Annotated in this window: 25 protein-coding genes; 7 read left to right on the top strand and 18 right to left on the bottom strand. The window is 73.7% G+C overall.

The window, feature by feature from the left end:
• Nucleotides 1-36: 36 nt before the first annotated feature.
• The 3 genes from pdxR to HNR57_RS24345 all read right to left on the bottom strand — a co-directional run bounded on the left by pdxR (nt 37) and on the right by HNR57_RS24345 (nt 3114).
• Nucleotides 37-1479, bottom strand: coding sequence for a MocR-like pyridoxine biosynthesis transcription factor PdxR (gene pdxR / locus HNR57_RS24355; protein ID WP_184562821.1), 1443 nt, complete (start codon nt 1477-1479; stop codon nt 37-39).
• A 43-nt stretch (nt 1480-1522) separates the two neighbouring features.
• Entirely contained in the window at nt 1523-2353 is an 831-nt protein-coding gene (locus HNR57_RS24350; RefSeq protein WP_184562819.1) for an alpha/beta fold hydrolase, read from the bottom strand.
• A gap of 107 nt (nt 2354-2460) precedes the next feature.
• Nucleotides 2461-3114, bottom strand: coding sequence for an NADPH-dependent F420 reductase (locus HNR57_RS24345; protein WP_184562817.1), 654 nt, complete (start codon nt 3112-3114; stop codon nt 2461-2463).
• Nucleotides 3115-3224: 110 nt separating this feature from the next.
• On the opposite strand from HNR57_RS24345, the gene HNR57_RS24340 reads away from it, so the two are divergent.
• Both HNR57_RS24340 and HNR57_RS24335 read left to right on the top strand, forming a co-directional pair.
• Entirely contained in the window at nt 3225-4109 is an 885-nt protein-coding gene (locus tag HNR57_RS24340; protein ID WP_184562815.1) for an RNA polymerase sigma-70 factor, read from the top strand.
• A gap of 168 nt (nt 4110-4277) precedes the next feature.
• The gene (locus HNR57_RS24335) at nt 4278-5039 is read left to right on the top strand and encodes a GntR family transcriptional regulator (RefSeq protein ID WP_184562813.1); all 762 of its coding nucleotides are present in this window, start codon (nt 4278-4280) and stop codon (nt 5037-5039) included.
• A gap of 115 nt (nt 5040-5154) precedes the next feature.
• On the opposite strand, the gene HNR57_RS24330 is transcribed toward HNR57_RS24335, so the two are convergent.
• The 3 genes from HNR57_RS24330 to HNR57_RS24320 form a co-directional block, all read right to left on the bottom strand.
• A complete protein-coding gene (locus HNR57_RS24330) occupies nt 5155-6297 on the bottom strand; it encodes an ROK family transcriptional regulator (protein ID WP_184562811.1) in 1143 nt (380 codons plus the stop codon).
• An 87-nt stretch (nt 6298-6384) separates the two neighbouring features.
• The gene (locus tag HNR57_RS24325; RefSeq protein ID WP_033307279.1) at nt 6385-7047 is read right to left on the bottom strand and encodes a response regulator; all 663 of its coding nucleotides are present in this window, start codon (nt 7045-7047) and stop codon (nt 6385-6387) included.
• Between the two features lie 14 nt (nt 7048-7061).
• The gene (locus tag HNR57_RS24320) at nt 7062-8231 is read right to left on the bottom strand and encodes a sensor histidine kinase (protein ID WP_184562809.1); all 1170 of its coding nucleotides are present in this window, start codon (nt 8229-8231) and stop codon (nt 7062-7064) included.
• 108 nt (nt 8232-8339) lie between these two features.
• Between HNR57_RS24320 and HNR57_RS24315 the strand changes: the two genes are divergently transcribed.
• The 3 genes from HNR57_RS24315 to HNR57_RS24305 are packed head-to-tail and all read left to right on the top strand — an operon-like array spanning nt 8340 to nt 10475.
• Nucleotides 8340-9260, top strand: a complete 921-nt coding sequence (locus tag HNR57_RS24315) for an ABC transporter ATP-binding protein (RefSeq protein ID WP_184562807.1) — start codon at nt 8340-8342, stop codon at nt 9258-9260.
• Between the two features lie 2 nt (nt 9261-9262).
• Nucleotides 9263-9988 (top strand): ABC transporter permease, encoded by a 726-nt coding sequence (locus HNR57_RS24310; protein ID WP_184562805.1) that lies wholly within the window; start codon nt 9263-9265, stop codon nt 9986-9988.
• A 55-nt stretch (nt 9989-10043) separates the two neighbouring features.
• On the top strand, nt 10044-10475 hold the full coding sequence (locus tag HNR57_RS24305; protein WP_184562803.1) for a hypothetical protein: 432 nt from the start codon (nt 10044-10046) through the stop codon (nt 10473-10475).
• Nucleotides 10476-10479: 4 nt separating this feature from the next.
• Here HNR57_RS24305 and mug read toward each other — a convergent pair whose 3' ends face one another.
• From mug to HNR57_RS24265, 8 genes are all read right to left on the bottom strand, one after another.
• Complete coding sequence (gene mug / locus HNR57_RS24300) at nt 10480-11025, bottom strand: G/U mismatch-specific DNA glycosylase (RefSeq protein WP_184562801.1); 546 nt, start codon at nt 11023-11025, stop codon at nt 10480-10482.
• A 22-nt stretch (nt 11026-11047) separates the two neighbouring features.
• Nucleotides 11048-12490: an adenylosuccinate lyase gene (gene purB / locus HNR57_RS24295; RefSeq protein WP_184562799.1), complete on the bottom strand. Its 1443-nt coding sequence runs from the start codon at nt 12488-12490 to the stop codon at nt 11048-11050.
• A 92-nt stretch (nt 12491-12582) separates the two neighbouring features.
• A complete protein-coding gene (locus tag HNR57_RS24290; RefSeq protein ID WP_184562797.1) occupies nt 12583-13362 on the bottom strand; it encodes an SGNH/GDSL hydrolase family protein in 780 nt (259 codons plus the stop codon).
• A gap of 62 nt (nt 13363-13424) precedes the next feature.
• Complete coding sequence (locus tag HNR57_RS24285; protein WP_184562795.1) at nt 13425-14438, bottom strand: hemolysin family protein; 1014 nt, start codon at nt 14436-14438, stop codon at nt 13425-13427.
• Nucleotides 14435-15775, bottom strand: coding sequence for a hemolysin family protein (locus HNR57_RS24280; RefSeq protein ID WP_184562793.1), 1341 nt, complete (start codon nt 15773-15775; stop codon nt 14435-14437). The genes HNR57_RS24285 and HNR57_RS24280 overlap by 4 nt, the downstream gene beginning before the upstream one ends.
• 176 nt (nt 15776-15951) lie before the next feature.
• Nucleotides 15952-16377, bottom strand: coding sequence for a GNAT family N-acetyltransferase (locus HNR57_RS24275; RefSeq protein ID WP_184562791.1), 426 nt, complete (start codon nt 16375-16377; stop codon nt 15952-15954).
• 55 nt (nt 16378-16432) lie between these two features.
• Nucleotides 16433-19000, bottom strand: coding sequence for an ABC transporter permease (locus HNR57_RS24270; RefSeq protein WP_184562789.1), 2568 nt, complete (start codon nt 18998-19000; stop codon nt 16433-16435).
• 4 nt (nt 19001-19004) lie between these two features.
• The gene (locus HNR57_RS24265) at nt 19005-19826 is read right to left on the bottom strand and encodes an ABC transporter ATP-binding protein (RefSeq protein ID WP_184562787.1); all 822 of its coding nucleotides are present in this window, start codon (nt 19824-19826) and stop codon (nt 19005-19007) included.
• Between the two features lie 135 nt (nt 19827-19961).
• Here HNR57_RS24265 and HNR57_RS24260 point away from each other — a divergent pair, with 135 nt between their 5' ends.
• On the top strand, nt 19962-20201 hold the full coding sequence (locus HNR57_RS24260) for a hypothetical protein (RefSeq protein ID WP_030041501.1): 240 nt from the start codon (nt 19962-19964) through the stop codon (nt 20199-20201).
• 4 nt (nt 20202-20205) lie between these two features.
• Nucleotides 20206-20580 (top strand): fic family toxin-antitoxin system, toxin component, encoded by a 375-nt coding sequence (locus HNR57_RS24255; RefSeq protein ID WP_184562785.1) that lies wholly within the window; start codon nt 20206-20208, stop codon nt 20578-20580.
• On the opposite strand, the gene HNR57_RS24250 is transcribed toward HNR57_RS24255, so the two are convergent.
• The 4 genes from HNR57_RS24250 to bioD all read right to left on the bottom strand — a co-directional run bounded on the left by HNR57_RS24250 (nt 20581) and on the right by bioD (nt 23971).
• Nucleotides 20581-21255, bottom strand: a complete 675-nt coding sequence (locus HNR57_RS24250; RefSeq protein WP_184562783.1) for a class I SAM-dependent methyltransferase — start codon at nt 21253-21255, stop codon at nt 20581-20583. It abuts the gene before it with no gap.
• 69 nt (nt 21256-21324) lie between these two features.
• Nucleotides 21325-22260 (bottom strand): endonuclease/exonuclease/phosphatase family protein, encoded by a 936-nt coding sequence (locus HNR57_RS24245; RefSeq protein WP_313674575.1) that lies wholly within the window; start codon nt 22258-22260, stop codon nt 21325-21327.
• Nucleotide 22261: 1 nt separating this feature from the next.
• Complete coding sequence (gene bla, locus HNR57_RS24240) at nt 22262-23185, bottom strand: class A beta-lactamase (RefSeq protein WP_184562781.1); 924 nt, start codon at nt 23183-23185, stop codon at nt 22262-22264.
• A 60-nt stretch (nt 23186-23245) separates the two neighbouring features.
• A complete protein-coding gene (bioD, locus tag HNR57_RS24235; protein WP_184562779.1) occupies nt 23246-23971 on the bottom strand; it encodes a dethiobiotin synthase in 726 nt (241 codons plus the stop codon).
• Between the last annotated feature and the right edge of the window lies 1 nt (nt 23972).

The raw sequence follows: 23972 nt of genomic DNA, 5'->3' as shown, positions 1-23972 counted from the left end.
TGACCGCAGGGTGAGGGAACCCGCGAACCGGTCGGCTCACCCGGTCGCGGCCCCGGCCATCAGGCGCACGCCCTCGGCGATCCGGGCGGTCGGCACATGGGCGTAGCCCAGGACGAGCCGAACCCCCTCGGCCTCCTCGGGTCCGGCCGGCGTGTGGGCGTAGGCCGACAGCGGGCGCACCGCCACCCCCGCCGCCGCCACCCGCGCGAGGAACCGCTCCTCGGGCCCGTACCGCTGCGGCAGCGTGGCGATGACGTGGAGGCCTGCGGCGATCCCGGACACCTTCGCACCGGGGAAGTGCGCGTCCAGCGCGGCGACCAGCGCGTCGCGCCGGTCGCGGTAGGCGCGCTGGCAACGGCGCAGCTGGCGGTCGTAGTCGCCGCGCTCCAGGAAGCGGGCGAACAGGGCCTGGTCGAGGGAGGGGTGGCCGAGATCCATCGTGCGCTTGCGTTCGACGACCTCCTCCGCCCAGGACTCCGGCACCAGCATCCAGCCCAGCCGCAGGCCCGGCGCGAGGGACTTGCTGACCGAGCCCGTGTAGACCACGTGGTCCGGATCGAGGCCCTGGAGCGCGCCGACGGGTGCGCGGTCGTAACGGAAGTCGCCGTCGTAGTCGTCCTCCAGGACGATGCCGTCCACCGACCGCGCCCAGTCCAGCAGCTCGGCACGCCGCCGGGCCGAGTAGGCGATGCCGGTGGGGAACTGGTGGGCCGGAGTGGTCACCACGGCCCGGACGCCCGAGGCCCGCAGCGGCTCCAGGGCGACTCCCTCGTCGTCCACCGGCAGCGGCACGGCGGTGACCCCGGCCGACGCGTACAGCGCGTCGTGCTGCGGACTGCCCGGGTCCTCCACGCCGACCGCGCGCACACCGCGCGCGTGCAGCGCGAAACCGAGGAGGGTGGTCGCCTGGGCCACCCCCGAGACGACGACGATGCGCTCCGGGTCGGCCACCACGCCCCGCCGCCGGGCGAGCAGTTCGGCCAGCGCGGTACGCAGCCGCGGCAGCCCGCGCGGGTCGGGGTAGCCCAGCTCCTGGTGCGGCAGGTCCGCCAGTACGCCGCGGTGCGCGGCGGCCCACGCGGCGCGCGGGAACAGCGCCAGGTCCGGCGTGCCGGGCACGAAGTCCGCGCGGGCGCCGGGTGAGCGCGGAGCGAGATCGTGCGCCCTCGGCTCCGCCGCCCGGACGGCCGCGCCCACCCAGGTCCCCGATCCCAGGCCGCTGCGCAGGTACCCCTCGGCCGTCAGCTGTTCGTAGGCCTCCGTGACCAGCCCGCGCGACACCCCCAGGTCCGCCGCGAGATCCCGGCTCGACGGCAGCCGGGTGCCCGGGGCGAGCCGGCCCGAGCGGACCGCCTCGCGCAGCGCCGCCTGCAGGGAACGGCCACGCGTGCGTGCCGGAGCCGAAGCGGCGGGGAGCAGCAGCTCCCAGGCGGCGGACGCCGCGCCTTCGCCCGGGTCGCCGCTCCGCGTTGGCCTCATGAGGCAGAACCTTAAGGGAGGTTCCGCCGTCCCCCGGGGCCGGTCAGCGGCTGCCGTCGAGGACCACCCGGGCCACCAGCGCCGGGTCGTCGTTCATCGGGACGTGGCCGCAGCCGGGCAGCCGCACCAGCCGGGCCCCGGGGATGACGCCCTTGGCGCGCACGCCCTGGCGGGGGATGAGCAGCCGGTCCCGGTTGCCCCACGCGACGGTGACCGGCGTGCCCACGATGTCGTCGGTGAACTGCACGGTCCGGCCGGAGCGCAGCGTCTCGGAGAAGCCCTGCGCCCGGGCCAGCGCGAGCGTCTCGGCGACCACGGCCTCGGGGGAACGGCGGCCCGGGCGGGCGTAGATGGTGCTCGTCAGCAGGGTGCGGCCGATGGCCGGGCGGGCCAGCCGCTCGACGACGGGCGGCGGCATCCGGCGGGCGATCTGCCGCATGGCCGTCAGCACCGTGAAGGCGTAGCGTCGCTCGGCCTCGTTCCAGAACCCGGCGGGGGACAGGGCGGTGACGGAGCGGACGAGCCGCGCCCGGGCCAGGTCCAGCGCCAGCAGGCCGCCCAGCGAGTTGCCCGCCACGTGCGGCCGTTCGATCTCCAGCGCGCCGAAGAGCGCGGTCAGGACCGTGCTCATGGTGGGCAGGTCGTGCGCCATGCCGTCCGGGAGCGCCGGCGATTCACCGCAGCCGGGCAGGTCCACGGCGATCACGTCGCGCTCGGCCGCCAGCGCGGGGATCACCGGGTCCCACACCTGGCGGTGGTGGCCGATGCCGTGCAGGAGCAGGAGCGGCTCGCCGCTGCCCCGGCGCGTGTAGGACAGGGTCACACTCTGCTCGCCCTGCGCGGAGGCGACTTTGAAGGAGACGGTGGCGGACATGGGGTGCTCCTCGGCTGTACTCGCTGACGGACGCTGTAGACAGCTTGTCAGCAATTACTACCCGCCGGTAGCCCCATGGTGCCGCCGCCTTCGCGGCGCCCGGCCGCTCAACGGGCCCGCCGCACCTCCAGGTTGAACTCGCCGTGCCCGAACTTCTGGAACAGGCCGACCCACAGGGGCAGCCACATCTCCACGGCCCGGGCCGCCCGGATCCCGCCGAGGTCGAGCACGCGGTCCGCCGGCCAGCCGAACTCCCCGAGCAGCGCCGTCACCTGCTCCCTGGCGCCCGGGTCGTCCCCGCAGACGAAGACGTTGTGCTCGCCCGGCACGCTCGCCGGATCCACCATGACCCGGCAGTTGACCGTGTTGAGCGACTTCACCACGCGCGCGTGCGGAAACGCCCGCTGGATCTGCTCGCCCACGCTGTCCGACCCGACGGGGGACAGCCGCAGCTCGCCCTCCTCGTACGCCAGCGGGTTGGACACGTCCACGACGACCTTCCCCTCCAGGTTCTGCGCCCCGGCCGCCTCCAGCGCGGCGAGCGCCACCCGCCCGCCGACCGCGTTCACCACCACCTCCCCGAACTCCGCCGCCTCCGCGAACGTCCCCGCGCTCCCGGCCGGGCCCGCGGCGGCGGCCCACTGCACCGCGGCCGTGTTGTCCCGCGTGCGCGAGCCGAGCCGCACCTCGTGCCCCAGCTCCACCAGCCGTCCGCCGAGCGTGTGCCCGACCTGTCCCGTGCCCAGCACCGCGTACCGCATCGCCACCTCCGGGAACCGCGGCGCCGATCACCGGCGCCCTGTCGGCCATTCTGTCCGCGAAGGGGCGATTCCGCCTGGACAGGGCCGCGGCGGTGGGCTGGGATGGAGCCGTGACCACCGAGACCGCGACCGACGTGTTCGAAGCACACCGTCCCGTCCTGCTGGACGTCGCCTACCGCATGCTCGGCCGGGTGGCCGACGCGGAGGACGTGGTCCAGGAGGCCTGGCTGCGCTGGTCCGGCAGCGACCGCGCAGACGTGCGCGAGCCGCGCGGCTACCTCGTACGGATCACCACCCGCCTCGCCATCGACCGGCTGCGCCAGATCAAGGCCCGCGGCGAGACGTACGTCGGCCCCTGGCTGCCCGAGCCGTACGTCACCGACTTCGGCGACACCGTGCCGGACACCGCCGAACGGGCCGTGCTCGCCGACTCCGTCTCCCTCGCCGTCCTCGTCGTGCTGGAGTCGCTGTCACCGCTAGAGCGGGCGGTGTTCGTGCTGCGCGAGGCCTTCGGCTTCCCGTACGCCGACATCGCCGCCATGCTCGACCGCGGCGAACCGGCGGTGCGCCAGCTCGCCGGGCGGGCCCGCAAGCACGTCGAGGAGCGCCGCCCGCGCTACGAGGTCGACCCCGGCCGGCGCCGTGACCTCACCGAGCGGTTCCTCGCCGCCGCGGCCGACGGCGACCTCGAAGGCCTCATGAAGCTGCTCGCCCCGGAGGTCCGGCTCGTCGGCGACAGCGGCGGCAAGTCGCGGGCGCCGCTGCGCGTCCTGCGGACCGCCGACAAGGTGGGCCGCTTCCTCATCGGCGCCGCGCAGAAGAGCCTCCCCGGCCTGACCGTCCGCTTCCTGGAGGTCAACGGCGGCCCGGGCGTGCTGATCCTGTCCGACGGCAAGCCCGACGCCGTCTTCCAGCTCGACGTGGCCGACGGACGCGTGCAGTCGGTCTACGTCATCCGCAACCCCGACAAGCTGCGGTCCCTGGCCGCCGCCTAGACACCCCGCGGGCCCGCTCCGAAGCCCCGCATGAACGCCCCGTGAACGTTCCCGGCCATTGGTCTTGACCAAGGATCAGGGCCGCCCTATGGTCGCAGAGAAGTGCAACAACCTTTAATAAACAAGGGCGCTAAAAAGCCGCCGACCACGGCGATTGCGGAGGACAGGGTGGGGACCACGCAGCTGGAATCGGTGCAGGAACCGAAGTACTGGCATCTCAAGACGGTGCTCAGTGAAGCGCTCGACTCGGAGTTCTCGGTGGGGGAGATCCTGCCGAACGAGCGCGACCTCGCGGCCCGCTTCGGCGTCGCCCGCGCCACGCTCCGCCAGGCCCTGGAGCAGCTCGAACTCGAAGGCAGGCTGCAGCGCCGCCGCGGTGTCGGGACGACCGTCGCGCCGCCCCGCATGGGCGTCTCCCTCGGCACCGGCCCGCACACCTGGCCGGGTGGCTCCGAGGACGCCTGGCAGCCCGTCGACTGCACGGCGGCCGTGCCGCCGGCGGCGGTCGCCGACACGCTGGAGACCGGCCGCGACGAGGCCGTGCACATCGTGCGGCGCTCCCGGGTCTCGCACGGCCGGCCCGTGGCCGCCGAGCTGCTGTACATCCCCCAGTCCTCGGTGCCCGAGCTCTCCGGCATCGACGCGCCGTCCGGGGCGGCACACGCGCGTGCGGTGCTGCGGGAGTTGCAGCGGCTGGAGCCGGAGCGGCAGGAGAACGCGGTGGAGCTCGGCTCCGCCGGGGCCGACGAGGCCAAGGAGCTGGACCGGCTGCCGGGGGCGCCGGTGCTGGTGGTGACGACGCGGTTCGTCGCCGGAGGGCGTACGGCCGCGTTGTCGGTGGCGACGTATCGCGCTGACACGTGCCGGTTGACCTTCGGTGACTCGGGGGGTCTGGAGATCCACGCCGGGATGCAGCGACAGGCGTCTTGACCTGGCGCCGTAAGGGGATCGGTGCGTGGGGGCTGCCGGCCCGATGTGGCTTGTCGCGCCCACGCGGTGGAGCCGCATGCCGACACAGCCCCGCGCCCCCGGAGGGCGTGGTCGTCTAGGGACGCTCCACCGCGAAGAGTTGTTCCTCCACGTGGTCCAGGGCCAGGCGCAGGGCGCCCGTTGCCACGGCCGCGTCCCCGAGGCTGGAGAGGGTCACCTCCGGCGGGCGCAGGCAATAGCGGGCGAGTTCCTGGCGGAGGGGGCCCAGGACGCCGTCCAGGCCTGCCGCCCAGCCGCCGATGACGACCAGCTCCGGGTCCAGGGCGAGCACCAGCGCGGCCACGTCGTGGACCAGGCGCTGGATGAAGCGGTCGACGGCGGCGCGGGCCCGCTGGTCGCCCTCGCGGGCCTGCGCGAAGACCCCGGCGACCGCCTGCTCGTCGAGCGGGTGCAGAGGCTCGTCCGTGGTGGACAGGAGCGTCTCGGGCGTCACCTCCCGCCCCAGCAGATGCAGCGCGCCGATCTCGCCGGCCGCTCCGCCGTACCCCCGGTGCAGCCGGCCCCCGATCAGCGAACCGGCGCCCGGGCTGAGCCCCGCCAGCACGAACACCACGTCGTCCGACTCGGTGGCCGCGCCCTTCCAGTGCTCGGCGACGACGGCCGCGTTGGCGTCGTTCTCGACCAGCACCGGGCACTTGAACGACCGGCTCAGCCGCTCGCCCAGCCGCAGCCCCGTCCACCCCGGCAGCGCCGTGCCCAGCGCCACCGTGCCGTCGGCCTCCACGATCCCCGGCGTCGCCACGCCCACGGCCCGCAGCGAGCCGCGTGCCACCCCGGCCCGCCGCAACAGCTCGGCTACGGCCCCGCGCAGGCGCTCCAGCCGCTCATCGGCCTCCGCCGTCTCGGGGACCCCCTTGGCCTGCGCGCCGATCACCCGGCCGTCCAGGTCGGACAGCAGCGCGGCCACCCGGTGCGCCCCGATCTCCAGGCCGAGCAGATGACCGGCCTCCGCCCGGAACCGGAACCGCCGCGCCGGACGCCCCTGCCGCCGGGCAGCGCCCTCCTCGGCCGCCTTCTCCACGACGAGCCCGGCCTCGATGAGCCCCTCGACGACGCCCTCCACGGTCGGCCGGGACAGCCCCGTCACCCGGGTGATCTCGGTCAGCGTCGCGCAGTCCGTGGCGCGCAGCGCGTGCAGCACCACCGCGGAGTTGATCCTTCGCAGCAGCGAGGGATCCCCGCCGGTCAGCCGCCCCACCGTCCGTCCTCCCAGGTCGTGCCCGTGTTGGCCGGATCGTACTTCGACGCGGCACACCCCGGCGAGGGGCAGGCACCGGCCCGGTGATCAGCCGGGCGCCACGAACCCCGACTCGTACGCCGCGATCACCGCCTGGGTGCGGTCCCGCGCCCCCAGCTTGGCCAGCACCGCGCTGACATGCGACTTCACGGTCTCGGTCCCCACGACCAGCCGGGCGGCGATCTCCGCGTTCGACAGGCCGCGCGCCATCAGCCGCAGCACCTCGGACTCCCGCTCGGTCAGCTGGGCCCGTTCCAGCACGGCCCGCGCCGCGCGGTTCCCGCCGGTGTCGCCGTACTCGGCGGCGAGCTGCCGCACCGAGGCCGGGAACAGCAGCGACTCGCCCTCGGCGATCAGCCGCACCGCGTGCACGATCTCGGCGGGCCGGGCCCGCTTGAGTAGGAACCCGTCGGCTCCCGCCCGCAGCGCCTCGTACACGTACTCGTCGTTCTCGAACGTCGTCACCACGAGGATCCGCGGCGGGTCGTCGACCGTCCGCAGCAGCGCCCGGGTGGCCTCGATGCCGTCCAGCAGCGGCATCCGTACGTCCATGGCGACCACGTCCGGCCGCAGCCGCCGCACGAGCGGGATCACCGCCGCCCCGTCCGCGGCCTCCCCGACGACCTCGATGTCGGGCTGCGCCTCCAGCACGGCGCGCAGTCCCGCGCGCACCAGGGGTTCGTCGTCGACGAGGAGAACGGTGACCGGCATCGGACCAGCGTAGATCAACTCAGCGGCAGTTCGGCATGGACCTGCCAGTCCCCGCCGTCGGGCCCGGTGCGGGCCAGGCCGCCGAGCAGGGCCGCCCGTTCGCGTATCCCGCGCAGACCGCTGCCGCGCGCGGAGCCGGAGGCTCCGGCCGGGAGCGGATTGCGTATCGCCAGGACGAGCGTGTCACCGGCGACGCGCACCCGGACCCGAACGGGGACCGCCCCCGCGTGCCGCAGCACGTTGGTCAGCGACTCCTGGAGGATGCGGTAGCCCTCCCGGGACACCGGCCCCGGCACCGTCTCCACCGGGCCGGTCACCTCCGCGTCGACCTTCGCCCCGGAGGCCCGGGCCGACTCCAGCAGGCGGTCGGCGTCCGCGAGAGTCGGTCTGCCGCTCACCGGTTTCCCCGACTCGCGCAGGACGCCGAGCACCCGCTCCAGGTCCTCCAGGGCGGCCCGGCCGGTCTCCTCGATGGCGCCCAGGGCCCGGTCGGTGAAGGCGGGATCGCCCGCGGCCCGGGCCGCCCCCGCCTGCACGACCGCGACCGTGAGCGCGTGCCCGATGGAGTCGTGCAACTCCCGGGCGATCCGCGTGCGTTCCAGGAGCTGTTCCGTGCGCTCCTCCAGCGCGGCGAGCCGCTCGGCGGGGGAAGGGCCCAGCAGCCGCAGGGCGATCGCCGTGATGAGGTGCCCCGAACCGACCACGACCGCGGCCGAAAGGGCCAGGGACAGGGGCGCGAGCAGAGCGTGCCACCAGTGGTGGCCCGTGACGACGAGCCAGGCACCGCCGGCGCGCTCGCCGCTGAGCGCCGTCGACACCAGGTCCACCGTGAGGAGGAGAAGCTGGACGGCGAGATGCGACACCAGGGCGCCGAGGAACAGCCTCGTCTGGAGCCACACCACCAGCCGGCCGCGGTCGCCCCAGGTGGCCGAGGGAGCGACGACGATCTCCGTGCTCTCGTCACCGTCCCGATGGCCGGTCAGCAGCAGCCTGGCCTGGAACCCCTCCACGACCCGCATGGCGGGGACCAGGCCCGCGAGCCCCAGCAGCACGGTCGCCGTGGCCACCGTCCACCACGCCTCGTCGATGAACAGCCACAGGGACGGCCACACGATGGCCATGGACAGATGCAGCCACCGCGTGTACGTCACCGCCCGCGTGAAAGGGCGCAGCATGCGGAACATGGCGTCATCGTGCCAGCCGGCACCGACAGCGAGCCTCCCCCGCACGGGGGAGACGATCTCCACCGCCGGGGGAGGACCGCACTGCGGTCCGGCCGCCACGCTGCTGCCATGACCAGCATCGACGTCCAGGACCTCACCAAGGAGTTCGGCGGCCGGCGGGCCGTGGACCGGCTCACCTTCAGCGTGCGGCCCGGCCGCGTCACCGGCTTCCTCGGCCCGAACGGCGCCGGGAAGTCCACCACCATGCGGCTGGTGCTCGGCCTCGACCGGCCGACCGCCGGTTCCGCCACGATCGGCGGCCGGCCCTACCCGGAGCTCCGTGAACCCCTGCGCCACGTGGGCGCGCTGCTCGACGCGCAGGCCGCGCACGGCTCCCGCACCGCCCGCGACCACCTCCGTGTCCTGGCGGCGAGCAACCGCATCCCGGACCGGCGGGCCGACGAGGTACTGGAGGAGACGGGCCTGTCGTCGGTGGCCCGGCGACGGGTACGGACGTACTCCCTCGGCATGCGTCAACGGCTCGGCATCGCCGCCGCCCTGCTGGGCGACCCCGAGGTGATCATGCTGGACGAGCCGTCCAACGGTCTCGATCCCGAAGGCATCGTGTGGATACGGACGTTGCTGCGCCGGCTGGCGGGGGAGGGCCGCACGGTCCTGGTCTCCAGCCACCTGATGAACGAGACCGCGTCCTTCGCCGACCACCTCGTCGTCCTCGGCCGGGGCCGGCTGCTCGCCGACACCCCCATGCGGGACTTCATCCACGCGCGCGTGCAGCCCCGTGTGCGCATCCGCACGACCGATCCCGTCGCGCTCACGTCCGCCCTCGCCCGGCACGGCCACGACGCGGAGGAGCACGCGGACGGGCACTGGACCGTGGACGGCGCACGGGTGGACGACATCGGCCGCATCGCCTCGGCCGCGGGCCTGCCCGTCCTCGAACTGGCCGCCGAGGAGGGCACGTTGGAGCAGGCCTACTTCGATCTCACCGACTCCGAGACCGAGTTCACCGCACAGTCCCAGGAGGCCTGACCATGGAACTCACGCCCGTACTGCGCTCCGAGTGGCTGAAGATCCGCACGCTGCGCTCGCTCCCGGGAGCGCTGCTGGCGCTGTTCGCGGCCACCGTGGCGTTCTCCGCGATCGCCGGCGTCTCCGACGCCTCGGACCCGGGGTTCGATCCGCTGTTCGCGTCCCTGTCCGGCGTCATACCGGGCCAGATCGCGGCCGTCTCCTTCGGGGCCGTGGCCGTGTCGTCGGAGTTCCACCAGGGCGCGCTGCGGCTCTCGCTGGCGGCGGTGCCGCGCCGTGGCCGGTGGTTCGCGGCCAAGGCGGCCGTCATCGCCGTACCGGCGTTCCTCGTGGGGCTGGTGACGGCCCTCGCCGCCCTGCTCGCGGCCCGGGCGGGCCTCGGCCCGGCGGCCGTCGGGCTCAGCACGGGTGAGCAGGTGCGCGGGGTCGTGGGCTGCGGCCTCTACCTCATGCTGATGGCGCTGTTCGCCGCGGGGATCGCCGCCCTGTTGCGCAGCGGCGTGGCCACCCTCTCCCTGCTGGTGCCGTTCATCCTCGTGGTGTCGTTCGTGATCGGCGACGCCACCGGCACCGTCGCCGACTTCCTGCCCGACAAGGCCGGGCAACTGGTCCTCCGGGAGACCTACGACGGCACCCTGGGGCCGTGGTCGGGGCTCGCCGTGACCGCGCTGTGGACGGCCGCCGCCCTGCTGGCGGGAGCCTGGCGCCTGCGCCGCAGGGACGCCTGACGACGAGCCGGGTGATGCCCCGCCAAGTGTCAGTGGGGGCGGGTTTACTGGACCCATGAACATCGCACAGCACATCGCCGTCATCGACGAGCTGTGCTACCGCCCCTTTCCGGCGGAGCACGGCCCGTCGGACGTCGGCTTTTCGGGACCGGGTCATCATGTCGCGGTGTTAGAGGCCGCGACGGACACCGACCCGGCCGCCCGGGCGGTGACGATCGACCAGTACGAGAAGGACCGCGACGCGGTCTACGAGCTCCTCGCCTCCCGCTGGGGCGACACGGACCCCTACAACCTGGAGACGGTCCAGCTGCGCACCGAGCGGGAGGAGATACCCCGCCCCTGGGCCGAGTTGAGCGCGTGCGCGGGCGTCGCCCACCTGTGGGAGGTGGAGGGCACGGGCCGCTGGGTCGCCGTGGCGGTCGGGGACCGTGACGTGGCGCGGGAGGTCCGGCTGCTGGCCCTGGTCACGGAGACGGACCCGCCGTAGCGGATCAGGCCCCGGCGGCTTCCCGCAGCCGTCCGAACTCCTCCGCCATCGTCTCGGCCGTCCAGTGCGCGTTCAGCCCGCTCGGGTTGGGCAGCACCCACACGCGGGTGTCCCCGATCGTCCGCGTCTGCGGCCCCACCCGCGCCGTGCGGTCGTCGAACGCCGCGCGGTACGCGGTCACCCCCACGACGGCCAGCCAGCGCGGCCGCAGCCGCTCCACCTTCGCCGCGAGCAGCCGCCCGCCCTCCCGGTACTCCTCGGCGCTCAGCTCGTCGGCCCGGGCGGAAGCCCGAGCCACGACGTTGGTGATGCCGAGCCCGTACGACAGCAACTCCTGCTGCTCGGACGGCTTCAGCAGCCGCGGTGTGAAGCCGGACCGGTGCAGCACCGGCCAGAAGCGGTTGCCCGGGCGGGCGAAGTGATGGCCCGTCGCGGCCGTCATCAGGCCGGGGTTGATGCCGCAGAACAGCACGTGCAGGCCCTCCGCGACCACGTCGGGCACGACGCGGTCGCGGGCGGCCTCCAACTCCTCGGGCGTGAAGCGCGGCATCGCGGGCTGCGTGACCGGCGCGTCAGAGGATCGCCCCGGGCGTGTAGCCCGCGGCCTGGGGGTTCTGCTTGACGATCTCCTCGACCCGGGCCACGACGGTGGCGACCTGGTCGCCCGCGGCACCGGTGAAGGACAGCTTGTCGGCCATCAGCGCGTCCAGCTGGTCACGGTCCAGCGGGATACGCGCGTCGGCGGCCAGCTTGTCGAGCAGTTCGTTGCGCTCGGCGCCCTGCTCGCGCATGGCGAGCGCGGAGGCGACGGCGTTCTCCTTGATCGCCTCGTGCGCGAGCTCCCGGCCCACGCCCGCGCGCACGGCGCCCATCAGCACCTTCGTGGTGGCGAGGAACGGCAGGTAGCGGTCCAGCTCGCGGGCCACGACCGCAGGGAACGCGCCGAACTCGTCGAGCACCGTCAGGAACGTCTCCAGCAGTCCGTCCAGCGCGAAGAACGCGTCCGGCAGCGCGACCCGGCGCACCACCGAGCAGGACACGTCGCCCTCGTTCCACTGGTCGCCCGCCAGCTCGCCGGTCATCGAGGCGTAGCCGCGCAGGATCACCATCAGGCCGTTGACGCGCTCGCAGGAGCGGGTGTTCATCTTGTGCGGCATCGCCGAGGAGCCGACCTGGCCGGGCTTGAAGCCCTCGGTGACCAGCTCGTGCCCGGCCATCAGCCGGATCGTCTTCGCCAGTGACGACGGGGCCGCCGCCAGCTGCACCAGCGCGGTGACGACCTCGTAGTCCAGCGAGCGCGGGTAGACCTGGCCGACCGAGGTGAACGCCTGCGAGAAGCCGAGGTGCCCGGCGATCCGCTGCTCCAGGTCCGCGAGCTTCGCGGCGTCCCCGCCCAGCAGGTCCAGCATGTCCTGCGCGGTGCCGACCGGGCCCTTGATGCCGCGCAGCGGGTAGCGGCCCAGCAGCTCCTCGATGCGGCCGTGGGCGACGAGCAGCTCGTCGGTGGCGGTGGCGAAGCGCTTGCCGAGGGTGGTGGCCTGCGCGGCGACGTTGTGCGAGCGGCCGGCCATGACCAGCTCTCCGTACTCACCGGCGAGCTTGCCGAGCCGGGCCAGGACGGCGACCGTGCGGTCGCGCATCAGCTCCAGCGAGAGGCGGATCTGCAGCTGCTCGACGTTCTCGGTGAGGTCGCGGGAGGTCATCCCCTTGTGCACGTGCTCGTGCCCGGCGAGGTCGTTGAACTCCTCGATGCGCGCCTTCACGTCGTGCCGGGTGACCTTCTCGCGCTCGGCGATGGAGGCCAGGTCGACGGTGTCGAGAACGCGCTCGTAATCGGCCAGCGCCGCCTCCGGCACCTCGATCCCGAGGTCCTTCTGGGCCCGCAGCACGGCGAGCCAGAGCTGCCGCTCCAGCTTCACCTTCTGCTCGGGCGACCAGAGCGTGGCGAGCTCGGCGGAGGCGTAGCGTCCGGCGAGGACGTTCGGGATACGGGGCTTGGCGGGAGCGGAAGTCACGTGACCGGATTCTACTGGCGATTCGTGCAGGCCAGCGCCGCGGGTGTGTTTGTCGGAACCTACGACGCCGGCGCGGACGCGTCCACCTGCGGCTACGCCAGGTCTTCGTACGGCGCCAGCTCCGGCCGCTTCGGCGGCATGCCGTCGCCCGAGGAGCGGCCCGTCAGGCGGCGGCCTATCCAGGGCAGCAGGTGCTGCCGGGCGAAGCGGGCGTCCGCCACGCGCCGCATGACCCAGCCCGGCGGCAGCGTCGCCGGCATCGGCGTGCGCCAGTCGGCGTCCTCGGGGTCGTAGCCCAGTGTCTGCCAGACCGCCTCGGCGACCCGGCGGTGTCCCTCGGCCGTCAGGTGCAGCCGGTCCACGTCCCACATCCGCGGGTCGCTCAGGGACGGCGCGCCGTACAGGTCGACGACGATCGCGCCGTGCCGGGCGGCCAGCTCGTCGACGCAGGTGAACAGCTCCTCCATGCGTGGCCGGAAGCGCTCCAGGACGGGGCCCTGCCGGCCCGGACTGCGCATCAGCACGAGCTGCCGGCACGCCGGGGCCAGCTTCTCCACGGCCTCCTCCAGGAGCCCGCGCACCCGGCCCATGTCGCACTTGGGCCGCAGTGTGTCGTTGAGGCCGCCGACCAGGGTGATCACGTCGGCTCCCATGGCCGCCGCGAGGTCGACCTGCTCGTCGACGATCTGCTGGATCAGTTTGCCGCGCACGGCGAGGTTGGCGTACCGGAAGCCGGGCGCACGGGCCGCCATCCGGGCGGCGAGCAGGTCCGCCCAGCCCCGGTAGGTGCCGTCGGGCATCAGGTCCGACATGCCCTCGGTGAAGGAGTCGCCGACCGCGACCAGGCTGCTGTAGGTGGGGTTCGTCTGCATGGCGACGGAAATGGTATCCCGTGCACATACCCATCAGTCGGTCGGTCCCGCGGAACCCGTTCTCACGCCCGCTGACCGAACAGCTCCCGCAGCACGTCCTCCATGGTCACCAGCCCGGCCAGCCGCCCGTCCGCCCCGAGGACGGCCGCCACGTGCGTACGGCTGCCCCGCATCGCCGTGAGGACGTCGTCCAGCGGGGTGTGCTCCCGCACCCGGGCGATGGGGCGCATGTCCCGCAGCCGGAACGGCGTGTCCCGTCCGGCGGCGTCCAGGGCGTCCTTCACATGCAGGTAGCCGACGATCCGCCGCCCCTGGTCCACCACCGGGAAGCGGGAGAACCCGGACTCGGCCGACAGCCGCTCCAGTTCCTCCGGAGTGACGCCCACGCTCGCGTACTCCACGCGCTCCAGCGGCAGCACCACGTCCCGCACCGGACGGCGGCCCAGCTCCAGCGCGTCGCGCAGCCGCTCCTGGGCGCGGTCGTCGATCAGGCCCGCCTCGCTGGAGTCCTTCACGATCTGCGCTATCTCCGCGTCCGAGTAGGAGGCGGCCACCTCCTCCCGGGCCTGAACGCGCAGCAGCTTCAGCAGCGCGTTGGCGAACGCGTTCACCGTGAAGATCACCGGGCGCAGCGCCCGGGACAGCGCCACCAGGGGCGGTCCGAGCGCCAGCGCGCTGCGCACCGGCTCGGCGAGCGCGATGTTCTTCGGCACCATCTCGCCGAGCAGCATGTGCAGATACGTCGCGAGGGACAGCGCGATCACGAAGGACACCGCGTGGCCCGCGCCCTCGGGAACGCCCACCGCGTGGAACGCAGGCTCCAGCAGATGGGCGATCGCCGGCTCGGCCACCACGCCCAGCACCAGCGTGCACAGCGTGATGCCGAGCTGCGCGGCCGCCATCAGCGCGGACACGTGCTCCAGGCCCCACAGCACGCTCTTCGCACGCCGGTCGCCCTGGTCGGCGTAGGGCTCGATCTGGCTGCGGCGCACCGAGATCAGCGCGAACTCGGCGCCGACGAAGAAGGCGTTGACGACGAGCGTCGCCAGTCCGATCAGCAGCTGGACGGCGGTCACAGCTCCACCCCCTTCTCGTCGCGCTTCCGGTCGTCGAGCGGTGCGCGCAGCCGGACGCGGGCGGCCCGGCGCCCCGTGGCGTCCAGGACCTCCAGGTGCCAGCCGGCGACTTCGAGGGTGTCACCGGCGGCCGGTATCCGCCCGAGCACCGTCGCCACCAGCCCGGCGAGCGTCTCGTAGGGACCCTCCGGCGCGCGCAGCCCGACGCGTTCCAGGTGGTCCACGCGCGCGGAGCCGTCGGCCGAGAACAGGGCGTGCCCGCTCTCGTCCGTGCCGGCCGCGGCCAGGTCCGGGGTCTCGTGCGGGTCGTGCTCGTCACGCACGTCGCCGACGACCTCCTCGACGATGTCCTCCAGCGTGGCCACGCCCGCCGTGCCGCCGTACTCGTCGATCACGACGGCCATCGTGCGCTTGCCGGAGAGCCGGTCCAGGAGCCGGTCGACGGTGAGCGTCTCTGGGACCAGCAGCGGCTCGCGCATCAGCTCGGACACGTAGATCCGGGTCCGGCGCTCGGCCGGCACCGCCAGCACGTCCTTGACGTGAGCCGTTCCGACGACCGAGTCGAGGGTCCCGCGGTAGACCGGGAACCGGGACAGGCCGGTCGCCCGGGTCGCGTTCGCGACGTCCTCCAGGGTGGCCTGCACCTCCAGCGCGACGACCTGCACCCGGGGCGTCATCACGTTCTCCGCGGTCAGGTCGGCGAGGTTGAGCGTGCGCACGAACAACTCGGCGGTGTCCGCCTCCAGGGCGCCCTCCTTGGCGGAGTGCCGGGCGAGGGCGGCCAGCTCCTGCGGCCCGCGCGCCGAGGCGAGTTCCTCGGCGGGCTCGACACCGATCCGCCGCACGACCCGGTTCGCCGTGTTGTTCAGGTGCGTGATGAAGGGCCGGAACGCGGCACTGAACCAGCGCTGTGCGTTGCCCAGGGTCTTGGCGACGGTCAGCGGCGAGGAGATCGCCCAGTTCTTGGGCACCAGCTCGCCGACGACCATCAGGAACACCGTGGACAAGGCGGTGCCGATCACCAGCGCGATGCTGTGCGACGCCGAGCGCGAGACGCCGAGGTCCTCCAGCGGCCCGGCGATCATGGCGGCGATCGACGGCTCGGCGAGCATGCCGACCACCAGGTTCGTGACGGTGATGCCGAGCTGCGCCCCGGAGAGCTGGAACGTCAGACTCCGTACGGCCTTCAGTGCGCCCTGCGCGCCGCGCTCGCCGCGCTCGACGGCCCGCTCCAGCTCGGCGCGCTCGACCGTGGTGAGGGAGAACTCGGCCGCCACGAAGGCGCCGCAGGCGAGCGAGAGCGCGATCGCCGCCAGGAGGAGGAGCACTTCGGTCATCGGTTCACCCCCGTTCCATGGTTCTCCAGGACGGGGCGGAACGCGCGGTGTCGCGCGCGGGGAGGCTCGCCCATGGGCGGAGGCTCACAACCTTTCATGCAGGACCGAGTGGCCATTCAAGAGTAAAGGATGGGCAAAGTCCGCCTCCGGTTGCGATCACGGCCTCGCGGCCGTGCCTACCCGGTGAGCGGCTTCACCCAGCGTCGCCACTGCTCCTCTGCCCCGTATCCGGCGGCACCCCACGTCCGGTGCGCGGTCTCGTTGCGCGTGAGCACCATCGCGTCCGCGCGGCGCCCGCCGAGCCGTACGAACCGCTCCTCGGCGGCGGCGAGCAGCGCGGTCGCGACGCCCTGGCGGCGGTGGTCCGGGTGCACGGCCAGCCGGTACAGATGGCAGCGCCAGCCGTCGAACCCGGCGATGACCGTGCCCGCCAGTTCGCCCTCGCGGTCGGCCAGGATCAGCGCCTCGGGGTCACGGGCGACGAGCCGCTCCACACCACCGCGGTCGTCACTGATGCTCGTGCCCTCGGCGGCCACCTTCCAGAAGGCCAGCACCGCGTCGAGGTCCTCGGGCGTCGCGGCCCGGATGTGCAAGTCGGTCATCGCATGATCACAGCACTCGCACCCGCCCGCGTCAGACCGTTTCACCATGCGGACGTCACTCGTGCGCGATGGCCGCCAGGACGTTCATGCGGGACGCACGCAACGCCGGCAGCAGCGCCGCCACGACCCCCACCACCGCCGAACCGACCACCACGAGCACGATCGTCAGCCACGGGACCGCCAGGGCGGTCATGCCCTGGAGTGCCAGCACCTGCTGCGTGCACACCCCCCACACCAGCCCCAGCACCAGCCCCAGGACCGCGCCGAACACCGCGATGACGACGGACTCCAGCCGGATCATCCGCCGCAGCTGCCGCCGGGCCAGCCCGATCGCCCGCAACAGGCCGATCTCCCGGGTGCGTTCGACGACCGACAGCGCGAGGGTGTTGACCACGCCGAGCACGGCGATGATGATCGCCAGCCCGAGCAGCGCGTACACGAGGTACAGCAGGACCGCGATCTGGTCCCGGACCAGCTGTTTGTAGTCGGCCAGGTCCCGCACCTGCACCTGCGGGTACGGCTCCAGGGTCTCCTCCAGGTTCGCGCGGAGCTCGCCGTCGCCGGTCCCGGGGGCGGCGTTCACGTACAGCGCGGAGTCCTGCCCGCCCGGCGCGTACCGCTCCAGGGTGCCCATGCCGAAGAACAGCCCGCCCTGGGTGCCGAACCCCTCGGCGGAGTCCTGGTCGGTGAGCGCCCCGACCGTCAGCTCGGCCGAGCGTCCTGCCGGGAACCGCACCGGAAGGGTGCTGCCGACCCGCACGCCGTGGTCGCGGGCGAAGTCCCGGTCCATGGCCAGGTGCCCGCTCGCGAGCGCGGCCGCGGAGTCCCCTTGCGCGTAGGTGATGTTGGCGACCTCGTCGAGCCGCGGATCGTAGCCCGCGGCGGTGGTCTCCACCCGGTCGCCGTCCGGGAGCCGCACCGCGACCGGCGTGAACCGCCCGCGCACCACCAGGCCCACGCCGTCGGTGGCGCGCACCTTCTCGGTGACCTCCGGCGGGAACGGCTGGAAGTTGGAGTTCTGGATCACGAAGTCGGCGCCCAGCGTCTTGTCGATCTGCCGGTCGAACGACGCGGTCATCGACTCGCTCGCCACCGACATCCCGCCCACCAGGGCGATCCCCACCATCAGGGCGGCCGCGGTGGCGCCGGTCCGGCGGGGATTGCGCAGGGCGTTGCGCTGGCTCATCCGGCCGATCGGCCCGAACACCGCGGGGAACGCGCCGCCGAGCACCCGGATCACCGGGCGCACCAGCAGTGGCCCGGCGATCACGGTCGCGATCAGGGTCAGCACCACGCCGAGTCCCAGCAGGGACGCCGCCGACGACGTCTGCCGCGACGCCGCGCAGCCCGCGAGCGCCGCCGCACCGGCCGCCCCGACGACGGCGCCCGCCACCGCGCGCACCCGCAGCGGCCGGCCCACCCCGGCGACCTCGGCGTCCGAGAGCGCGGCCATCGGCGACACGCCCGCGGCCCGCCGGGCCGGGAGGTACGCGGCGACGAAGGTGACGCCGAGCCCGACGACGTAGGCCGCCACCGGTGTCACCCAGCCGATCTCCATCTCGTCGGCGTCGATGTTCATGCCGAGAAGGCCCATCAGCCCGATCAGACCGGCCGCGAGCCCGATGCCCGCGGCGAGCCCCAGCGTGGAGCCGACCAGTCCGAGCAGCAGGGCCTCGGTGAGCACCGAGTTCCGGACCTGGCGCCGGTCGGCACCCAGCGCGCGCAGCAGGCCCAGTTCGCGGGTGCGCTGGGCGATGAGCATGGAGAAGGTGTTGACGATCAGGAACACGCCGACCAGCACGGCGATCCCGGCGAATCCGAGCATCACGTACTTGATGACGTCGAGGAACCCGCCCAGTTGCTCGACGTCGGACTCGGCCTGCTCGCCGGCCGTCCTGAAGTCGTAGGTGTGCGGGCCGAGTGCGCCGGCCACACGCTGTTTGAGCCGGTCGTCGCTGACGCCCTCCGCCGCGTCGACCGCGATGGCGGTGGCCGTCCCCGGCCGGCCCAGCAGCTTCGTCTGCGCGGTGGGCGTGTCGAAGTAGATCAGCGCCGAGCCGGGGTTCGTGGTCGTGAAGGTGACGATGCCGACCACCCGCACCTGGAACGACCCGGGAGGCGCGATGACCGTGAGGGTGTCGCCGATGCGCACGTTCTTGCGGCCGGCGGTCTCGGCGTCGAGCAGCGCCTCGGCGGGACCGCGCGGGGCATGGCCCGAGGTCAGCTGCACGGGGCTGCGCTCGTTCGGGTTCCAGGCGTTGCCGAGCGTCGGCGCCCCGGTGGTCGGGCCGACCGGCTCGTTCTCGTCGTCGACGACGGTGAGGCCGTGCACCTCCACATCGGCACGGGCCGCCGCCACCCCGTCGACCTGCCGTACGCGTTCGGCGAGCGCGGCCGGCAGGGTGGCCGTCCGGCCAGAGGGCACCGCCTCGTCCAGGTCCTCCTTCGGGCTGACCGTGACATCGGCCGCGGTGGAGGCGAACAGGCGGTCGAACGTGCGGCTGACGGTGTCCGAGAAGATCAGGCTCCCCGTGACGAACGCGACGGACAGCAGGACGGCGAGCGCCGAGAGCAGCAGCCGCCCCTTGTGCGCCAGGAAGCTCCGCAGGGTCGCCTTGAGCACGGGCTCAGTTCTCCTCGGGTGACGCCGGGGCGCCGGCGTCGTCGTAGCGGGTGCGGATCACGTCGAACCTCTTCATCCGCTCCAGCACCGCCTCCGCCGTGGGGCGCCGCATCTCGTCGACGATCCGGCCGTCCCCGAGGAAGAGCACCAGGTCCGAGTGGGCGGCGGCGCCCGGGTCGTGGGTGACCATGACGACGGTCTGCCCGAGCCGGTCCACCGCCTCGCGCAGGAAGCCGAGCACCTCCAGGCCGGCCCGCGAGTCGAGGTTGCCGGTCGGCTCGTCCGCGAAGATCAGCTCGGGCCGGGAGGCCAGCGCCCGGGCGCAGGCCACGCGCTGCTGCTGCCCGCCGGAGAGCTGCGACGGCCGGTGCCCGAGCCGGTCCCGCAGGCCCAGGGTGTCGATCACCCGGTCCAGCCACGCCTCGTCGGCCTTCCGGCCCGCGATGTCCATGGGCAGGGTGATGTTCTCCCGTGCGTTCAGGGTCGGGATGAGGTTGAACGACTGGAACATGAACCCGATCCGGTCGCGGCGCAGCCGCGTCAGCTCGCGCTCCCTCAGCCCCGTGATCTCCGTGTCGCCGAGCCACACCTGACCGGCCGACACGGTGTCGAGCCCGGCCAGACAGTGCATCAGCGTGGACTTCCCGGAGCCCGACGGGCCCATCACGGCGGTGAACCGGCCCCGGACGACGTCCACGTCCACCGAGTCGAGCGCGAGCACCGTCGTCTCGCCCGAGCCGTACGCCTTGGTCAGACCGCGGGCGCGGGCCGCGATCCCGTCGGCCGGCGCGAGGCCGGGAGCGTGCTCCGCAGCAGGTGTGGACAAGGCCGCCTCCTCTGGGTGGACGTCAGAACCTCCTGGCCCTGCCCGAGAGTAATGTGATCCGGCCCACACTCGGTATCCTCCGCGGGTCGGACACCGCCCTTGCCGGTGCTAGCACCTGCGCGCTAGCTTCGAGGTATGGCGAAGACCCAGCTGAACGTGCGCGTCGACGAGGGCACCGCCCGCGCCGCCCGTGAGCGTGCCCTGGCCCGCGGGATGAGCGTCAACCGCTACATCGAGGAGCTGGTCAGACAGGACACCGGCGAGGTGGGCCACACCTTCGTGGAGGCCGCCGCCGACTTCATGAAGCAGTACGAGTCCGTCTTCGCCGAGGAGTTCGGCGCAGAGCGTGAGGGCACGCGCGAAGGTCGCCACTGAACCGTTGGATAACCTCGAGATCGACCTCGCCTGGCTGCTGATGCTCGCCGAGCAGAAGACCCCCGGAGACCCACAGGTCACCGACTGGGGAGCCCTCGTCGCCGCCGTCGCCCGTCATCAGGCCGCCATCTTCGACGTGCCCGTCTACGACAGCCCGCACGCCCGTGCCGCCGCGCTGCTCCAGCTCCTCCTGCACGTCCCCGCGCTGGAGCGCTCCAACGCCCTGTTCGCCTCCGCCGTCGCCTACGCGTACCTGGTCGCCAGCGGTGTCAAGGTCGTCACCTCGCCCGAGCAGGTCCGCGACCTCGCCCGGCTGGTCAAGAGCGGTGAGGCGTCCGTACGGGACATCGAGCAGGAACTGCGGCAGTGGAGCCTGTGATCAGTCGCCGACCGGGCGCCACGCCGTGCCGAGCACGCAGTACGAGGTGGGCAGCGTCGGCCCCTGGGCCGGCATGAGCACCCGCCGGTAGGGGCCGAGCTCGAACCCGGCGTCCCGCAGCGCCCGGACCGGCTCCCGTGCCACATGGCAGCCCCCGCTCAGCACCGGCCACACCGTCCGGTCCAAGGCGTGCTGCGTGAAGGTCATCGCCCGGCCGCCGCCCCGGCCGTGCTCGAAGAACCGCACCTCGCCGCCCGGCCGCAGCACCCGCCGCAGTTCCCCGAGCGCCCGGGGCACGTCCCGCACACTGCACAGCACCAGCGACACCACGGCCGCGTCGAAGCCCTCGCTCTTGACCGGCAGCGCCTCGGCCGCACCTGGCACGACGTCCACCGGCACCTCGGCGCGCAGCGCGGCCTCCACGGCCAGGTGCCGCAGCCGCCGCTCCGGTTCGATCGCGACCACCTCCGCGACGGTGCCCGGGTAGTGCGCGAAGTTCAGCCCGTTGCCCGCGCCGACCTCGATCACCCGCCCGGACAGCCCGTCGAGCAGTCTTTCCCGGATCCTGCCCACGCCCATCCGGGTCTCGGCGGCCACACTGGCCCGGGCGTAGCAGCGGGCGAACAGCGGATGGTGCACGGCGTCCCGGGGCACCTTGCGGGAGCGGAGCGGCATCGAAAACCTCCCTGTGAGGCCGGCCTCACCCGGATTCTCCCCGCGACGGGCCCGGCGCACCCCTGCCGTCTACCGCAGGAGTACGCGGCCCAGCACCGGAAGGTGGTCGCTGGCGGTCGCCTCCAGCGCCGTCACCTCCGTCACCTCGGCCCCTCGCCCCAGCACCTGGTCGATCCTCGCCACCGGCAGGACGGCCGGCCAGCTGAACGCGAACCCCGTGGGCGGCGGGTGCAGCCGGGAGGTGAGCGGGGCGAGGCCGCGGTCCTGCACCGTGCCGTTGAGGTCGCCCATCACCAGCAGCCGGCCGGCCGGGTCGGCGGCGATCCGGGCCCCGAGCAGGGCCGCGCTCTCGTCACGGGCCGCCGAGGCGAGCCCCGTCGGGCCCAGGCGTACGGACGGCAGATGGACCACGTACACCGCGACCCTGCCGCCGGGCGCGGACACCGTGGCCCGCAGAGCCCGCCGCCAGTCCTCCGGGAAACCCTCCGGCCGGATGTCCACGGGCCGCACGTCCGACAGCGGATACGCCGACCAGAGCCCGACCGTGCCGTGGACGGCCCGGTGCGGATGGGAAGCGCCCAGGACGCCCTGGTAAGCGGGCCGTGCGGCGGGCGTCAGCTCCTCCACGGCGATCAGGCCGGCGCGGGTGGCGCGCAGGGCCCGGGCGGTACCGGCGGGATCGGCGTTGTCGTCGGCCACGTTGTGCTGGACGACGGTCAGGTCGTACGAGCCCGGAGGCGAGGAGAACCACACCCCGCCGAACATCCAGAGCCACACGGCCCCGGGCGCCAGGCAGGCGAGCAGCCCCGCCCAGGACCGCGTGAGCAGGGCGAGGCAGCCGAGCACGGGCACGGCCACACCCAGCCACGGCAGGAACGTCTCCAGCAGGCTCCCGAGCCGCCCGGCCCCGTTGGGCACGGCCGAGTGCAGGGCGAGCAGACCGGCGACCCCGAGGGCGCCGGCCACCAGCCAGGGGCCCCACGACGACCTGCCGTGGCCGGTCACGCTAGGCGAGTTCCGCCGCCAGCAGGGCGGCGGCGCCGGCCACCAGCGGGTTGTCGGCCGGGGCGTCCTCCTCCGGCTGCGTGGTCAGCACCGACATCACGATCGGCGGGCCGTCCGGCGGCCAGGTGATGCCCACGTCGTTGTTGCTGCCGTACCGCCCGCCACCCGTCTTGTCGGCGAGCAGCCAGTCGGCCGGCAGCCCCTTGCGGAACCTCTCCAGGCTCGTGGTGTTGCGCAGCAGCCAGTCCGTGAGCCGGGCGCGGTCCCCGGGCTCCAGTGCGGAGCCGAGCACGAGCCGGGCGTACGTCAGGCCGATCGCGCGCGGGGTCGTCGTGTCGGTCACGCGCCACGGCTCGGCGGAGTTGAGCTCGGGCTCCCAGCGGTCGAGCCGGGTGGTCCGGTCGCCGATCGAGCGGGCGAAGCGCGTGATCGCGGTCGGTCCGCCCAGCTCCTTGAGCAGCAGGTTGCCCGCGGTGTTGTCGCTGAAGCGGATGGTGGCGTCGCACAGTTCCTCCACTGTCATCCCGGTCGCCACGTGCTTCTCGGTGACGGGGGAGTAGCCCGACTTCGTGACGCAGGCCTGGGTGTAGTGGATGCGCCGGGCCAGGAACTCGCCGTCGCGGTCGAGGTCGCGCAGGACGGCAGCGGCGGCGAGCGTCTTGAACACCGAGGCCATCGGGAAGAGCTCGTCGGCCCGGTACGCCACCGTCCGGCCCGTGCGGACGTTGCGGGCGTACACGCCCAGCCGTGCGGTGTGCTCCCGCTCCAGGTCGCGCAGCCGCGCGGTGACGCCGCCGGTGGCGGATAACGCGTGGGCCGTGCCGCCGCCCAGCGAGAGAGCGGCGGCCGTGCCCAGCGCGAGGGCGGTGCGGCGGGACGGGTGTGATCCGTTCGTGCGCAAGGTGGTCCCTTCGGAGGTGATCACGTCAGTAGTTCAACACGCGATCACGTCCGTGGCGGTTTCACCGCGAGCCCGCCCGGACTCTCACAACACCCGGGGCGCCTCCCGCATCCGGAACGCCTCCGCGTCCCAGGAGCCGTCCAGCCGCGGCGCCAGCCAGTGCGGCGCGGCCCGCCGGAACTCCGCAGGGGGCAGGGCCCCCGACCCGGCCGGGACGGAGCCCAGCAGCGGGGCTCCGGCCACGTCCGGCAGATCCGCGAGATTGCAGCGGGCGGCGAGATCCGGGGCCGCGGGCCAGCTGCCGATCACGATCCCGGCGGGATCCAGCCCCCGGGAGCGCAGTTCACGCGCCGTCAGCTCCGTCATGTTCAGGGTGCCGAGCCCCGCCGGGGCCACGACCAGCACCGGCGCCGACAGCAGCCGGGCCGCGTCGGCCAGGGTGCCGCCGGCCGCGTCGAACCGGACGAGCAGCCCGCCGGCCCCTTCGACCAGCACCAGATCGTGCTCGGTGGCCAGCTTGGCGGCGGCCTCCGCGACCTCGTGCGGATGGACCGGGGCCCGGCCCGCCCGGCGCGCCGCCGTGGCCGGGGCCAACGGCTCGGGATAGCGGGCGAGTTCCGCCGTCGTCACCGGGCCAGCGATGCGCGCCACCTCGGCGGCGTCGCCGGGCTCGTCGGGCCGCACGCCCGTCTGCGCGGCCTTCAGCACGGCCACCGAACGGCCGGCGGCCAGCGCCGCCGCGGCGACGGCGGCGGTCACGACCGTCTTGCCGACCTCCGTGCCCGTGCCCGTGATCACCAGTACCGGCATG

Origin of the sequence: Streptomyces paradoxus (assembly GCF_014202475.1) — a bacterium.
Lineage (GTDB): Bacteria > Actinomycetota > Actinomycetes > Streptomycetales > Streptomycetaceae > Streptomyces > Streptomyces paradoxus.
This window is presented reverse-complemented; position numbering and strand designations above follow the sequence as displayed.